This window comes from Brucella tritici (genome assembly GCF_008932295.1).
Lineage (GTDB): Bacteria > Pseudomonadota > Alphaproteobacteria > Rhizobiales > Rhizobiaceae > Brucella > Brucella tritici.
In genome coordinates this window covers 1-13328 of the sequence record NZ_WBWA01000019.1, presented here as the reverse complement: position 1 = coordinate 13328, position 13328 = coordinate 1, and the positions used below count along the sequence as shown (strand labels likewise).

Sequence of the window (13328 nt, the reverse complement as noted above, 5' to 3'; positions counted from 1 at the left end):
CCTTCCACCACTTCACCCCACCCGAAATTCGGTCGGGATGAATGCCCTTTCGGGCAAAACGATCAGAGCTTGTCGACCTGACCGTATTCCAGATCCACAGGCGTTGCGCGCCCGAAGATGGAAACCTCAACCTTGAGACGCGCGCGCTCTTCGTCGACTTCCTGAACGATACCGTTGAACGAAGCGAACGGACCATCGGAAACGCGGACGTTTTCGCCAATCTCGAAGGATACCGAAGTCTTTGGACGCTCGACGCCATCCTGAACCTGGTTCAGAATCTGGTCGACTTCCTTCTGGGAAACAGGAACAGGCTTGGAATCACCAAGGAAACCAGTGACTTTCGGGGTATTCTTGATAAGCGAGAAGACGGCATCCGTGAGGGTTGCACGAACCAGCACGTAACCCGGGAAGAACTTGCGCTCTGCGTCAACCTTGCGGCCGCGGCGCACTTCAACGATCTTCTCGGTCGGCACAACGATCTGCTCGATCAGCTCGGACAGACCCTTCTGCTTCGCCTTGGCTTCAATATCCTCGGCGACCTTCTTTTCGAAATTGGAATAGGCGTGAACGATGTACCAGCGCGCCGTCATCTAAAAACTCCCCAATCCTAACTTATCGACCAAGGCCGAGAATAAATTCTACGCCATAGGCCATAAGCTGGTCGGCAAGAAAAAAGAACACGGCAGCCAGAAACGCCATGATCACCACCATAATGGTGGAGATGACCGTTTCACGCCGTGTAGGCCAGGTTACCTTCGCCGTTTCGGCGCGGACCTGCTGAAAAAAGGTGATCGGATTCGTCTTGGATGCCATCTGCCGCTCTGTCATTGATCCGGCGCTCCCCTCAAACCCTGCCCCGCCGAAACGAATCAGAAGCCTGAAGTCACGCGTATACGGCACGCAAAGCTGAAAATTCAGCCCCACGCGCCGCGTGTCTGTTGACGCTACATAGAATCGATTCCCGGAAAAAACAAGCCCAAAGGTTAAAAGAATACCATACAGGCTTATCGGAAATCCGATCCTTGCGAATATCACTCGGCGCACCATCCAATCGTGCGGCGGCAATCCTCCCCTGCCCGGCCAACAAATCCTGCAGGGAATTATCGTTTTCAACGGCGTCGCCCTGCCGAAGCCTGCGCCACCATCGAAAAGGTAAGGCGGCATAGATTACCGCCTAACTTACAATATAGAAAACGGGCGCCCATAGTCAAGCCATGAGCACCCGTTATGAAATGGCAGGGGCAGCAGGGTTCGAACCCGCGACCTACGGTTTTGGAGACCGTCGCTCTACCAACTGAGCTATACCCCTATGCGGCATTGCAATGCCTGATCGGCAGAATGCCAGACTGGCGGCGTAACCGCCAGTCAAATTGATTACTCGATGATCGAGGAGACGATGCCTGCACCGACGGTGCGGCCGCCTTCACGGATAGCGAAGCGGAGCTTCTCTTCCATTGCGATCGGCACGATCAGGGTGACGTCCATAGCAACGTTGTCGCCAGGCATAACCATTTCCGTGCCTTCCGGCAGCGTGACAACACCGGTCACGTCCGTCGTGCGGAAGTAGAACTGCGGACGGTAGTTCGTGAAGAACGGCGTATGACGGCCACCTTCGTCCTTGGTCAGAATGTAAGCTTCTGCCTTGAACTTGGTGTGCGGCTTCACAGAACCCGGCTTGCAGAGAACCTGGCCGCGTTCAACGTCTTCACGGCCAACGCCGCGGATCAGAGCGCCGATATTGTCGCCAGCCTGGCCCTGGTCGAGCAGCTTGCGGAACATTTCAACGCCGGTAACCGTCGTCTTCGTCGTCGCCTTGATGCCGACGATTTCAACTTCTTCACCAACCTTGACGATACCGCGCTCAACGCGACCCGTCACAACCGTACCACGGCCCGAGATCGAGAAAACGTCTTCGATCGGCATCAGGAACGGCTGGTCGATCGGACGTTCCGGGGTCGGAATGTAGTCGTCAACAGCGGCCATCAGAGCGCGAACAGCGTCTTCGCCCAGTTCCTTCGACGAATCTTCCAGAGCAGCAAGAGCCGAGCCCTTGACGATCGGGGTTTCATCGCCCGGGAAGTCGTACTTCGACAGAAGTTCGCGCACTTCCAGTTCAACCAGTTCGAGCAGTTCTGCATCGTCAACCTGGTCGCACTTGTTCAGGAACACAACGATTGCCGGAACGCCAACCTGACGGGCGAGCAGGATGTGCTCACGGGTCTGCGGCATCGGGCCGTCAGCAGCCGAAACAACCAGGATCGCGCCGTCCATCTGCGCAGCACCGGTGATCATGTTCTTCACATAGTCGGCGTGACCAGGGCAGTCGACGTGTGCATAGTGCCGGTTTGCGGTTTCGTACTCGACGTGCGACGTCGAAATCGTGATACCGCGCGCCTTTTCTTCAGGCGCTGCGTCGATCTGGTCATAGGCCTTGAAGTCACCGAAGTATTTCGTGATCGCAGCCGTCAGAGACGTCTTGCCATGGTCAACGTGACCAATCGTGCCGATATTAACGTGGGGCTTCGTACGTTCGAATTTGCTCTTTGCCATCGCCGTTGTTCTCTTTGTTCTAGAACCGCTCAAGCGCCAGCACAAAAGCCTTTTGGCTTCCGGGCCAGCATTTATGCCAAAACGGAACGGCGAACCGCCCGTCGATGATTCCTTACACGCCAAACCGCTCTGAAAAACTTGGAGCGGGTAGCGGGAATCGAACCCGCGTATTCAGCTTGGAAGGCTGCTGCTCTACCATTGAGCTATACCCGCGCACTCTTAACTCTGATCCGACAGTGGTGGAGGGAGTTGGATTTGAACCAACGTAGGCATAGCCAACGGATTTACAGTCCGTCCCCTTTAACCACTCGGGCATCCCTCCAGATATCACTATCAGCAGAGTCGAGCGACTAGGCATTTCCGCGGGGCTTCTGGCTGACTGTTGGGCCAGCCGTCGATCCGCGAGGGGCCTTATGACGATAAGCTTATCCCCTGTCAACAGGGTAAAAGCGAAAAGAATGCATGTCCGTCCACAACGTCGTGGAAAGTTCCTCTTCCACGCTCCCGTTTCATAGGCTCAAACGCCCGCATTTCTCAGGATTTTCCAGCCATCAGAGATTATTTGGCAATCAGAACAGCCTGATAGCAATCACAGGTGAAGTCGCTATCTTCCGCTCACCTAAAGAGTTATAAGCACGCCATGACCGATCAAAACTCGCCCCGCACACCAAAAGATTCTCATTATGCGCGCCTGCGCCGCCAGCATCGCGACCAGAAGGCCGTGACCGAAGGCAAATCACCGCGCAAACCGCAGCGTCCTTCCATTTCAGCAAGCGCCGTGACCGAGGGAACCGTCCGGCTTTATGGCCTGCATACGGTCCGCGCAGCCGTGGAAAACCCGGAACGCAAAATATTGCGCATGCGCGCGACGCGAAACGGATTCGCCCGGCTCGAGATCGGAGAGGCCGAATCTCTCCCCTTCCCCGTCGAAATCGTCGATCCGCGCGACATCGACAAGGAAACCGGTTCCGAAGCCGTCCATCAGGGCGTCATGATCGAAGCCGAGCCGCTGCGCGCGCGTAAACTGTCCGAACTGAAGGACAGCCCGCTGCTTCTCGTCCTCGATCAGGTGACCGATCCGCACAATGTCGGCGCCATCATGCGTTCAGCCGTAGCCTTCGGGGCTGGCGCGCTGATTACGACAAGCCGTCACAGCCCGCAGGAAACCGGCGTTCTGGCGAAAGCCGCCTCCGGTGCCCTCGAAATGATCTCGCATATTGAAGTGCGCAATCTGGCCGAAGCGATTGAAGAGCTGCACAGCCTCGGGTTCCAGACCATCGGTCTTGATTCGGAAGGGCCGCTGGAAATGGAAGCCACCTTGTCCGGCGGACGAATCGCTCTCGTACTTGGTGCGGAGGGCAAAGGCCTGCGTCAAAAGACGCGCGAAACAGTCACCGCGCTTGCCCGCCTCGACATGCCGGGCGAAATCAAGTCGCTCAACGTATCGAATGCGGCTGCAATCTCGCTTTACGCTGCCGAGCGATATCTCCGCGCACGTTGATTCGACTGCAAAAAACCTCTCCCGGTTGGCTTCCCATCCGGGAGAATGGAAAAATCGTTTCGAAGCCTGAATCCAAAAACGGCGCGAGCACCGGAACGCAGATAAATTACCATTTGCAGCCACACAGGGCGACTTTTGGAACAGGCTCTCAGGCGGTAGCGATATAGGTGCGGATATCTTCCGCCTCGCGCTCGACGTCTTCGATGCGCCGCTTCACGACGTCACCGATTGAAATGATTCCCACGAGCTTGCCACCTTCTTCCACCGGCATATGGCGGAATCGGCTTCGCGTCATGATCTCCATCACCTGATTGATCGTATGATGTTCGCGGCAGACCTGCACTTTTGCCGTCATGACTTCGGCCACCGGCATGCTCATGGCCTTGGTTTCTTGTGCCGCAACGGCGCGCACAACATCGCGTTCAGACAGGATACCCTTGATTCGACCGGCCTCGTCGCACACCACCAGCGCGCCGATCTTGTGTTTGTTCAACATGGCGACGGCGTGGGATAGCGTATCGGCAGGTGCGATAACCAGCACATCCCTGCCCTTTGTTTCGAGAATCGATCTTACGGTCATGCCAAAGTCCCTCCAAGATTTAGCACTCGCTGCTTCCGGCGTTCAAACGCCATATGAAGCAGAACGCAGCTCCTCCCACCACGTTCCATGATGGTGCGCTTCGAACGTCAGATTAGCAAGTGGCATCAAATGGGGAGAAGGCTTTGTCAAAGCCAAAAGAGTGCAGAACTTATCGCCTCAGCACGGCATCATAGCTGCGTGGGCGGTCCAGCAGTGAAATACCGAAGAACCCGGCAATGAAGCCGCCTATATGCGCTTCCCAGGCAATGCTGGAAAGGTCCGCCTCGCCAGTCGAATAAAGGCCGGTAATGATGTTGATCAGGAACCAGACACCCACAAAAGTCAGGACAGGCTTCAGCGTCAGGGTCAGTCCAACCGGAAGAACAGGGCCAGCGAATTCCGATCTGCGTCCATGGCCGATGCGGCGGAAGCCATAACGCGCCGCTGCACCCATCATTCCCGAAATCGCACCCGATGCCCCCACTAGTGGCGAAACGCTGTCCGGATAGATCGCATAATGGGTCAACCCGGCAATCACCGAGGTGAATATCCAGAAAACGATCATTCGCCCCGTACCGATACGGCCCGCGAGCGGGGAACCGAAAGCTGCGAGCCAGATCATGTTGACGGCAATATGGGCAAAGCCGCCATGCATGAAGGAATAGCTGATGAGCGTGAAAAGTGCTGCGGGATCGGTAAAACCATCCGCCAGTGAGAAACGTGCCGGGATGAGCGCGAAGTTCAGCATGAACTCATAGTTCTGCTGCTCGCTGATGAGGTAGTTCTGATAAATATAGACTGCAGCGCACAGGCCGATCAGAGCGAGAACAACGCCCGGAATATTGAATATCGGCTCACTACCGCCCGACCGGCGGTTACTGCCGTTCATTTCCGGCTGGGGTACGCTCATGAACTGCTGCTTTCTATTTTATGCGAAGCACCGCAATCGGACCGAAGGAGCCTTTTGCGTCTGGTCGATGCATGTTGATAGGGCAGAATTTGTTAAAAATAAAGGCCGACGGAGGTTCCCGGCCGGCCTTGACGCGAACAGAAATCTTTCGCGAAATTAAATCTGGAGCTCAGAAAAACGCCAACCAAGTCAAAGGCTTCGTCTGAAGCCTTATCAAAGCGCGTCTTTCAGTGCCATGCAACCATTACTTATTATTAACCTTAACAGACGAGCCCGGTGGATGAAGAAAGGGTTAAACTGGCATCCTCGTCGTTAATACTATTTTAATGCGTTCAACAGCGGAGGCAGCCTCCGCGTGCAACGGACAAATCAACGGCGCATGATGAAACACCGCAGTACGATCGCGATTTTCAGCGAATGGCAGCGCTTGGCCCGCACGGAAAACGGTTTCTTTCGTGCGCCAATGCGCGAACAGATCGAGCCGCGCAAGCTCGGGCGCCACCTGTCCGACCTCTTCTTCCTTGAGGCTGAAAAGGACGGCGACCTGTCGTTTCGTCTGGCGGGAACACGCATCTGCACCCTTTTCGGTCGGGAACTGAAAAACACACGGTTTCTCTCGCTCTGGTCCGAGCGGGACCGGGCAGCCCTTGGCGAACTGACGGAAAATGTGAGTAGCCTCGAAGTCCCTGCCCTCGTTTCGCATGTGGGAATCAGCATGTCCGGACGAAGCCTCGGTCTGGAAATGTTTCTCGCCCCGCTGGAAGCGTCGAATGGGCAGATCAGCCTTCTCGGCAGCATAGCTGTGCTTGATTCCGTCACATGGGTCGGAGCCGATCCAATCGTCCTCGGCCATCTGAATTCTATCGAACCGGTGGCTCCCGATCTGATTCTGGCAAATGACGTTCGAAAATCGGCTGCCATCACAGTAAATGCGCCCCGAGGAGGGCGAGAGTGGACGAATGTTCGCCCGACGCAGCCACATGCCGTTCCGAAATTGCGCATTATCAAGGGCGGCAAAGCCTGACGCAGGGGTGAAATCGCGATTTCTCTTTATCGACGGCTACTGTATTGTGACAGGTAGTGAGAGTGCCAAAATTCGAGATGGATCGGCTTTGATGAACAGATTTGCTGCGGCATCTTCTGCGAGCAACGTGCGGCAGGAAAATTTCAACGCCGTGAATGTCGATCTCAACGGTCGCTACATGCTGGAAAATCGCAGCGAATTTCCTTGTATCATCAAGCGCATGTCGCCTGGAACTGCACTCATGAGCGGCATTGCAACGCCGCGCAACGGCGAACGCATCATCGCCTATATCGACCATGTGGGACGGATCGAAGGAATTGCCAACGAGATTACATCCGAAGGCTTCCACATTCTCCTGTCGACCTCCGAACAGAAGAAAGACAAGCTTTCCGCACAGTTGACCTGGCTTGCCAACAAGCACGAACTTTCCTTGCCCGAAGATCGCCGTCACGAACGCGTCGTGCCGCGCAAGGCCCAGCACAACATTACATTTACCGACGGCGCACAAAGACTGTGCCGCATTGCCGACCTTTCGCTTTCCGGTGCTGCCATCGAAAGCGAGTTCAAGCCCGCGATCAAGAGCGGCGTCATGCTAGGACCGATCCGGGGAACCGTCGTCCGTCATTTCCAGGGCGGCTTCGCAATCGAATTCGCTACCATCCAGACCAGCACAACACTGGACAATCTTTTCGGTTGAAAGCATCCGCCCAAAAGATGAATGCGCGTCAAGGTTACGGAATGGCAAACCGCGAAATGCCCGCAATCACGAAAAAGCCGCAAAAACGGCCCGATTTGCCCTGAATTTGTCTGTTCGTTGACAAAAAGTTTCAGCGTTATTTGCAGTTTTAATCGAATTTGACTCGCATTTTCGCGCGCAAATTTGCGTGCCTTCAAATTGTCTAAGTCATCTTGGTCTCCAACAGGGAGACAAAAGAATGACAAAACAAACCATCATCGCAGCCATCCTGATGCTGCTCGGAATCGGACTGGCAGAGGCAGCAAGCCCCGCCTCCAATTCACCGTGGATGACGACCGGAGAACGCACTTCGCAGCCCATTGGCCATTACGAATTCTGCGAGCGCTACAAGTCCGAATGCAACATCACCAGCCGCAACAGCAATATGCTGAAGCTGACACCGGAAATCTGGAAACAGATCATTACGGTGAATGCGAGCGTCAACGACAAGATCGCGCCGATGACCGATATGGAAGCCTGGGGCCGCGAGGAATATTGGGAATACCCGACAACAGTGGGTGACTGCGACGACTACATGCTTTTGAAGCGTCGCGAACTGATGGCGCTCGGCATCCCGGCAAATACGCTGCTTTTCACAGTGGTTCGCCAGCCAAACGGTGAAGGCCATGCGGTTCTGACCGTTCGCACCGACCGCGGCGACTTCATCCTCGACAATCTCGATACCCGCGTCCTCGCCTGGAACAAGACCGACTATAGCTATCTGAAGCGCCAGTCGACCACGAACACCGGAAGCTGGGTTTCGATCAAGAGTGACCGCGAACTCCTGGTCGGCAGCATCAAGAACTGATCAGACGATAAAACGAACAAGGACGGGCCGTCAGTCTCCCTCTGGCCCCGTCCTTTTTCTTTTCAGGCCGGCTCCAGCCCGCGCATGAAAGACCGGGCCTTCTCGACGTAATGTTCTGCGGAAAGTCTGAGTTTTTCGACCGCAGCATCGTCCAGTTCCCGGAGAATTCGCGCAGGAGAGCCGACCACCAGCGAATTGTCCGGTATTTCCTTGCCCTCGGTTACAAGCGCCCCTGCCCCGATCAGACAATTCTTTCCGATCTTCGCGCCGTTGAGAACGATGGCGCCCATGCCGATCAATGTGTTGTCACCGACGGTGCAACCATGAAGAATGGCCCGATGCCCGATGGTGCAGCCTGCACCGACTGTCAGCGGAAAGCCGATATCCGTATGCATGATGGTGTGTTCCTGAACATTGGTGTCGTCCCCAATGGTGATCGGCTCATTATCGCCGCGCAAAACAGCACCGAACCAGAAACCGGCATTCTCGCCGACAACGATCTTGCCGATCAGGGTCGCATCGGGTGCGATCCAGTTGCTGCTGCGGTCCGCGAATAGCGGCTTGTGCCCGTTATATGCATAGATCGGCATGTTCTTCCTCCATCAGCAAACTCGATATTGAATCGCTAAGCCGTTTCAAGCCGTCATACAAGCACGACTTCACGCTCTGTTAACCATAAAAGACCGATATTCTTTTGCAATATCATCGCCATGAAACCCAGATGGAAACAGCACCAGATTACACCGCCTCGAAAATGGGAAGTCGCCTCTTCGGCTGGCTGCTGTTGGCGGTTATCGTCCTGATTCTGCTTTCGGTTGCCGTGAATGTTGGCGGACGTCTGCTTGGTCCGCTGATTGCGCGAGGCGGACACTCCGACAGCACGCACGCTTATGAAATCATCATTGGCAACAACGTCCTGTCGATTCCAGCCAATATGATCCGCTTTTCAAACCAGCGACGAGATGGTGTGACCGGGCGTCTCGATCTTTATGCCCGCTGGCCGGGCCTTACCGGCTACACGGAACGCGACCGCGCCATCTTCAACCTCCTCACTCCAAAACGGCATCTCATTTTCATGTCCATCGAGCAGCGAACCATGTCGCGCGATATGAGCGGGCGTTATCTGCCGATCTATGCCGAACTGATTGACCCGAACGGAGAAGCAGTGCCCGGAAACCTGACAGTGCACCGCTTTCTCGAAAACAGCGGTTACAAGGGCGAGGAACTCGCCCTGTCAGATCCGAGCAGCGGCAAGCCGGAATTCGTTGCGCGATGCCTTGCGGATAGTGCTGCGGAAAGCTTCAATTCATGCGAGCGCGATGTCCAGTTCGGGCGCGACCTGCAGATACTCTATCGCTTCCCTCGCTCCATGCTGGCCGAATGGAAGTCACTGGACAGCGCAATTATTGATTTTGCGAACGCACATCTTCTGGGAAACGATACGAAACAGATCGACTGATTCTAAGCATGTTGCCCAAAAGTGGGAACCGGTTTTGGGCAACATGCTTGAAAACAAAAGCTTAAAGCGTGCCTTTCAAGTTTGATAAAGCGCGACGCGCTTTATTGCCCAACCAGATGCTGAAACTTGGAGCGACCGTCTTCAGCGAACTTGATCTTGCCAAGCGGAACTCCACTCAAAAGATGTTCCTCCGTGGCAGCCAGCACGATTTCCAGCTTTAATATTTCTGCCGATCCGAGAAGCTTCCAGCATCCGTTTCCTGCAAGAAGAGAAAAATCACGGTCCATGACATAGGCTGCGGCAGCATAAGCGCCGTCACATTTCCCAATGCTTTGCGGTTCATCAAGTATCTCAATCACCGAGCGCGAACCATCGTCCTGTTCGGTTTCGATAGTTCCCAGAACTTCTGCGCGCGCAGCTAAAGACAGGGCCATCAGGAGCATGGCTAATGAAAAACCGAATTTCATGGAGATATCCAGGACTCAGGGATAGTCGTGTCAGGATAACAAAACGCCCTCTCCATCGGAAAGGGCGTCAGAGGGCATTCCTGCCCGGCATCAGCGTCGCACACGACGCGATTACCGCGACCTATCAAAGATCAACGTCGAGAATGGCCATCGAGAAATTGTAGGAGAGTTCGCCTTCATCCTCGTCCTTATAGACCAGGCCGAGGAATTCGTCGTTGAGGTAAAGCTCGGCGGAGTCATTCTTGCGAGGACGCGCTTTCACCTGCAGGCCGGGATTGTTGAAGGTCCGTTTGAAATAGGCGTCCAGTTTTTTGAGTTCTTCGGGTTTCAACCGGCTTCTCCTGATATTGAATTGAGCCGGTTTATTGCATCCGGCCATTTCCTATGTAAACCCCCGGCAAAGCCGTGCTCAAGGGTTGTCGGCAGCTAATAGCTTCTTTTGACAGAATATAGGCCGCATACTGGAAAAAACCAGCAAGCGGCCCGTTCAGCCTGCAACAATACGATGTATCGCCTAAATCCCCTCGCCCAGCATCTGGTCCATGACTCGGGAAGGCTCGGCGCAACCCGTATCGCCCATGATCCGGGCCGGCACACCGGCTACCGTGACATTGTTCGGGACAGGCTTCAGAACCACTGAGCCAGCAGCAATTTTCGAGCAATGACCGACTTCGATATTGCCAAGAATTTTCGCGCCAGCACCGATCAGCACGCCGTGACGGATTTTCGGATGGCGGTCGCCGCTCGATTTGCCCGTGCCGCCGAGTGTGACACCGTGAAGAATCGAAACATTGTCTTCGATCAAGGCCGTTTCGCCGACCACAAGTCCGGTCGCATGATCGAGGAACAGACCGCTGCCAAGCCGTGCGGCCGGATGAATATCGGTCTGGAAAATCGATGACGAACGGCTCTGCAGATAATAGGCAAAATCCTTGCGGCCTTCATGGTAAAGCCAATGCGCCAGACGATGGGTCTGGATCGCATGGAAACCTTTCAGATAAAGGATAGGGTCCATGAAGCGGCTATAGGCTGGATCACGATCATAAACCGCCTGAATATCGACGCGCACAATCTGCGACCACTCAGGATTGGCATCCAGCATCGCGTCGAAGGTCTGGCGCAGAATATCGGCGCTCAGATCGGCATGGCCAAGACGTTCGGCGATACGATGCATGACCGCATCTTCCAGGCTCGGCTGGTTGAGGATCGTGGCATAAAGGAACGTACCCAATACGGGATCGTTCTTGGCGGCTTCCTCCGCTTCGGCACGGATGGAATGCCAGATAGGATCGACCTGACCCAGACCGGGGGTCGCTTTCGCTGATGTGCGAACGGACATATGCATACTCCAGTTTTGCACCGCGCGAGGAGGAGACGACAGCCGAACTTTCGCTCAGTCCCCACGCCGCAATACGAGTTCGGCGCGCAGCATAACTTAAAATGGTTTGCCTTGACACAGCCGAATTTGACGCGCCCCGTCGGCGCGCTCTTTGTCCAAGATCAAATTCCCGTCAGAGCGGATTTTCTTTCAAAAACTGCAACACCGCCTGCTTGTAGACTTTGTCACCAACGGCCAGCATATGGTCGCGGTCCGGAATATCGACGGCCTGTCCATTTGGCAGAAGATCGGCCAGTTCCTGCGCGCTGCCTGCAATATCATCGGTTGTGCCGACGGCCACGAGAACGGGTTGCATGATGCGTGCAATCGCGGCAGCGGGAACCAACTCCTTGGAGGTAATCACGCAGGCGGCAAGGGCGATACGGTCACTCTTCGTCTGGTCGGCAAATTTCCGAAACATCTGCCCACGCGGATGGTTGATCGTGGTCGGATCTTCTGCAAGCAGCGCCTCGCCAATAGGCTCCCAGTCGCCAGCGCCCGTCACCATGCCGATGCCAAGACCGCCAAAAACAGCGCTATGAACGCGCTCGGCGTGTTCAATCGCCAGAAATGCGGTAATGCGCGCGCCCATGGAATAGCCCATGACATGCGCTTGCTCGATCCCGAGATGATCAAGAAGTGCTGCCGCGTCCGCCGCCATTTTGGTCGGCGTATATTCGTCCGCGTCATGGGGCTTTGCAGAAAGCCCGTGACCGCGATTATCGATGGCGATGACGCGATATCCGGCTTCGGTCAGCGTGCGGAACCATCCGGGCGAAACCCAGTTGACGATACTTGAAGACGCAAAGCCGTGAATGAGCAGGATCGGATCGCCTTCTCCGTCCTGACGGTACGCCAGACGCAAGCCATCATGTTCGAAATATTCGATATCGAGGGCACTCACCTGATTATTCCTCTTGATTGTCTTGTCTCGATATCAAGGCTTGCACGCACCGCAGATCACGCGATGGATAGCCTTGTCACCGAGCTTTATGCCGGTTCGTTTCACCGTACCGGCCAGAAGTTCCACGACATACGCTGCCGGAACCTCAGATGAAATAATATTTTCGGAGAATGGCACCGCATTTTCGTGAATGGCCGATACGCGTCCCTTGTCATCAAGGAAAACCATATCAAGAGGCGACGGTGTATTCTGCATCCACATCATGACGCGGCGCATCTCTCCGAACACGAAGATCATCGCCCGATCTTTGGGAAAATCCGTGCGCCACATCAGTCCGCGCACACGCGCATCGTCGCTTTCAGCCACTTCCAGCGCAAAATTTACCTTGTTGCCATTGGCGGTGACGAATGTCAGCGGTTCCTTGTCGACCGGCAGCCGCATCGGCTGTGTTTCATCCGCCTGAGCGGCGAATGCGAAGAAAACAAACGCTAAAGCAAGAAAAATGCGACCCATACCCTGCCCACTCAGATAAACAAACTGGCTTGTAAATAAACAGGCTTGGAACCTATCAACGGGACAGACTGACGACAAGACCACGCAGGCCGCACAAAGCGGCCTTCACCTGCTTGTTACAAAGAATGAGAAATTTGGCGCGCTTTTAGAGCGCATCCCCAAAAGTGTGAAACGGTTTCCGGATGAGATGCGCGTCAAAACAAACAGTGAGAGCGCTCCAGAGCCGTTCCGGTTAAAGCGGAACATTGGAACCGCTCTATCCATTTGTTTTTACGTATGTCTTTATCCCGTCATAGTGGGGATCAGAAATCAGTCCAGTGAACTGATTTCCCCGCGGAGGCGGTTCCCACTTTCGGGAGACATGCTCTAGGGCCAAAACCCAATCAGACTCTTGATCATACTGGCACTCCGTGATTCACTCGCTTCTGCAGCGGGAGTTTTGGACCATGGCAGGAGAATTCTGGCTTGATGACCAGCAGTGGGCAATGATTGCGCCAT

General features: G+C 55.0%; 16 protein-coding genes and 3 tRNA genes. 5 read left to right on the top strand and 14 right to left on the bottom strand.

Translation table 11 applies throughout. The annotated features are described in order from the left end of the window. Positions 1 to 62 precede the first annotated feature (62 nt). From nusG to F9K91_RS17580, 6 genes are all read right to left on the bottom strand, one after another. Positions 63 to 590: a transcription termination/antitermination protein NusG gene (gene nusG / locus F9K91_RS17610; protein WP_006467043.1), complete on the bottom strand. Its 528-nt coding sequence runs from the start codon at positions 588 to 590 to the stop codon at positions 63 to 65. Positions 591 to 612: 22 nt separating this feature from the next. After that, positions 613 to 813 carry a preprotein translocase subunit SecE gene (gene secE, locus F9K91_RS17605; RefSeq protein ID WP_061346481.1) on the bottom strand — a complete coding sequence of 67 codons (201 nt, stop codon included), beginning with the start codon at positions 811 to 813 and terminating at the stop codon, positions 613 to 615. 420 nt (positions 814 to 1233) lie between these two features. Further along, a tRNA-Trp gene (locus F9K91_RS17600) sits at positions 1234 to 1309 on the bottom strand. Between the two features lie 65 nt (positions 1310 to 1374). Continuing rightward, positions 1375 to 2550, bottom strand: a complete 1176-nt coding sequence (gene tuf / locus F9K91_RS17595; RefSeq protein WP_151557717.1) for an elongation factor Tu — start codon at positions 2548 to 2550, stop codon at positions 1375 to 1377. Between the two features lie 139 nt (positions 2551 to 2689). Next, a tRNA-Gly gene (locus tag F9K91_RS17585) sits at positions 2690 to 2763 on the bottom strand. A 24-nt stretch (positions 2764 to 2787) separates the two neighbouring features. Then, a tRNA-Tyr gene (locus F9K91_RS17580) sits at positions 2788 to 2872 on the bottom strand. Between the two features lie 318 nt (positions 2873 to 3190). On the opposite strand from F9K91_RS17580, the gene rlmB reads away from it, so the two are divergent. Continuing rightward, positions 3191 to 4051: a 23S rRNA (guanosine(2251)-2'-O)-methyltransferase RlmB gene (gene rlmB, locus F9K91_RS17570; protein WP_061346148.1), complete on the top strand. Its 861-nt coding sequence runs from the start codon at positions 3191 to 3193 to the stop codon at positions 4049 to 4051. Positions 4052 to 4199: 148 nt separating this feature from the next. On the opposite strand, the gene F9K91_RS17565 is transcribed toward rlmB, so the two are convergent. Then, positions 4200 to 4631: a CBS domain-containing protein gene (locus tag F9K91_RS17565; protein WP_061346147.1), complete on the bottom strand. Its 432-nt coding sequence runs from the start codon at positions 4629 to 4631 to the stop codon at positions 4200 to 4202. A 169-nt stretch (positions 4632 to 4800) separates the two neighbouring features. Continuing rightward, a complete protein-coding gene (locus F9K91_RS17560) occupies positions 4801 to 5541 on the bottom strand; it encodes a rhomboid family intramembrane serine protease (RefSeq protein WP_151678346.1) in 741 nt (246 codons plus the stop codon). A 382-nt stretch (positions 5542 to 5923) separates the two neighbouring features. Between F9K91_RS17560 and F9K91_RS17555 the strand changes: the two genes are divergently transcribed. The 3 genes from F9K91_RS17555 to F9K91_RS17545 all read left to right on the top strand — a co-directional run bounded on the left by F9K91_RS17555 (position 5924) and on the right by F9K91_RS17545 (position 8109). Further along, a complete protein-coding gene (locus F9K91_RS17555; protein ID WP_235913219.1) occupies positions 5924 to 6565 on the top strand; it encodes a PAS domain-containing protein in 642 nt (213 codons plus the stop codon). Positions 6566 to 6656: 91 nt separating this feature from the next. Continuing rightward, on the top strand, positions 6657 to 7262 hold the full coding sequence (locus F9K91_RS17550) for a PilZ domain-containing protein (RefSeq protein ID WP_151557709.1): 606 nt from the start codon (positions 6657 to 6659) through the stop codon (positions 7260 to 7262). Positions 7263 to 7500: 238 nt separating this feature from the next. Then, complete coding sequence (locus tag F9K91_RS17545; RefSeq protein ID WP_151653601.1) at positions 7501 to 8109, top strand: transglutaminase-like cysteine peptidase; 609 nt, start codon at positions 7501 to 7503, stop codon at positions 8107 to 8109. A gap of 62 nt (positions 8110 to 8171) precedes the next feature. Here F9K91_RS17545 and F9K91_RS17540 read toward each other — a convergent pair whose 3' ends face one another. Then, positions 8172 to 8699 (bottom strand): gamma carbonic anhydrase family protein, encoded by a 528-nt coding sequence (locus F9K91_RS17540; protein ID WP_029928855.1) that lies wholly within the window; start codon positions 8697 to 8699, stop codon positions 8172 to 8174. Between the two features lie 131 nt (positions 8700 to 8830). On the opposite strand from F9K91_RS17540, the gene F9K91_RS17535 reads away from it, so the two are divergent. Further along, entirely contained in the window at positions 8831 to 9568 is a 738-nt protein-coding gene (locus F9K91_RS17535; protein WP_151678345.1) for a hypothetical protein, read from the top strand. A gap of 101 nt (positions 9569 to 9669) precedes the next feature. Here the strand turns inward: F9K91_RS17535 and F9K91_RS17530 are convergent, their stop codons facing one another. The 5 genes from F9K91_RS17530 to F9K91_RS17510 form a co-directional block, all read right to left on the bottom strand. Next, a complete protein-coding gene (locus F9K91_RS17530; RefSeq protein WP_151678344.1) occupies positions 9670 to 10035 on the bottom strand; it encodes a hypothetical protein in 366 nt (121 codons plus the stop codon). Positions 10036 to 10159: 124 nt separating this feature from the next. Further along, positions 10160 to 10366 (bottom strand): DUF3126 family protein, encoded by a 207-nt coding sequence (locus F9K91_RS17525; RefSeq protein WP_010659890.1) that lies wholly within the window; start codon positions 10364 to 10366, stop codon positions 10160 to 10162. 183 nt (positions 10367 to 10549) lie between these two features. After that, complete coding sequence (gene cysE, locus F9K91_RS17520; RefSeq protein WP_010659889.1) at positions 10550 to 11374, bottom strand: serine O-acetyltransferase; 825 nt, start codon at positions 11372 to 11374, stop codon at positions 10550 to 10552. A 172-nt stretch (positions 11375 to 11546) separates the two neighbouring features. After that, positions 11547 to 12317, bottom strand: a complete 771-nt coding sequence (locus F9K91_RS17515) for an alpha/beta fold hydrolase (protein WP_151678343.1) — start codon at positions 12315 to 12317, stop codon at positions 11547 to 11549. Between the two features lie 33 nt (positions 12318 to 12350). Then, entirely contained in the window at positions 12351 to 12830 is a 480-nt protein-coding gene (locus tag F9K91_RS17510; RefSeq protein WP_061346140.1) for a DUF192 domain-containing protein, read from the bottom strand. Between the last annotated feature and the right edge of the window lie 498 nt (positions 12831 to 13328).

Excerpts from the sequence above, each read along its gene's own strand:
- nusG (WP_006467043.1), bottom strand. The coding sequence starts at position 590 with ATGACGGCGCGCTGGTACATCGTTCACGCCTATTCCAATTTCGAAAAG.
- secE (WP_061346481.1), bottom strand. The coding sequence starts at position 813 with ATGGCATCCAAGACGAATCCGATCACCTTTTTTCAGCAGGTCCGCGCC.
- tuf (WP_151557717.1), bottom strand. The coding sequence starts at position 2,550 with ATGGCAAAGAGCAAATTCGAACGTACGAAGCCCCACGTTAATATCGGC.
- rlmB (WP_061346148.1), top strand. The coding sequence starts at position 3,191 with ATGACCGATCAAAACTCGCCCCGCACACCAAAAGATTCTCATTATGCG.
- F9K91_RS17565 (WP_061346147.1), bottom strand. The coding sequence starts at position 4,631 with ATGACCGTAAGATCGATTCTCGAAACAAAGGGCAGGGATGTGCTGGTT.
- F9K91_RS17560 (WP_151678346.1), bottom strand. The coding sequence starts at position 5,541 with ATGAGCGTACCCCAGCCGGAAATGAACGGCAGTAACCGCCGGTCGGGC.
- F9K91_RS17555 (WP_235913219.1), top strand. The coding sequence starts at position 5,924 with ATGAAACACCGCAGTACGATCGCGATTTTCAGCGAATGGCAGCGCTTG.
- F9K91_RS17550 (WP_151557709.1), top strand. The coding sequence starts at position 6,657 with ATGAACAGATTTGCTGCGGCATCTTCTGCGAGCAACGTGCGGCAGGAA.
- F9K91_RS17545 (WP_151653601.1), top strand. The coding sequence starts at position 7,501 with ATGACAAAACAAACCATCATCGCAGCCATCCTGATGCTGCTCGGAATC.
- F9K91_RS17540 (WP_029928855.1), bottom strand. The coding sequence starts at position 8,699 with ATGCCGATCTATGCATATAACGGGCACAAGCCGCTATTCGCGGACCGC.
- F9K91_RS17535 (WP_151678345.1), top strand. The coding sequence starts at position 8,831 with ATGGAAACAGCACCAGATTACACCGCCTCGAAAATGGGAAGTCGCCTC.
- F9K91_RS17530 (WP_151678344.1), bottom strand. The coding sequence starts at position 10,035 with ATGAAATTCGGTTTTTCATTAGCCATGCTCCTGATGGCCCTGTCTTTA.
- cysE (WP_010659889.1), bottom strand. The coding sequence starts at position 11,374 with ATGTCCGTTCGCACATCAGCGAAAGCGACCCCCGGTCTGGGTCAGGTC.
- F9K91_RS17510 (WP_061346140.1), bottom strand. The coding sequence starts at position 12,830 with ATGGGTCGCATTTTTCTTGCTTTAGCGTTTGTTTTCTTCGCATTCGCC.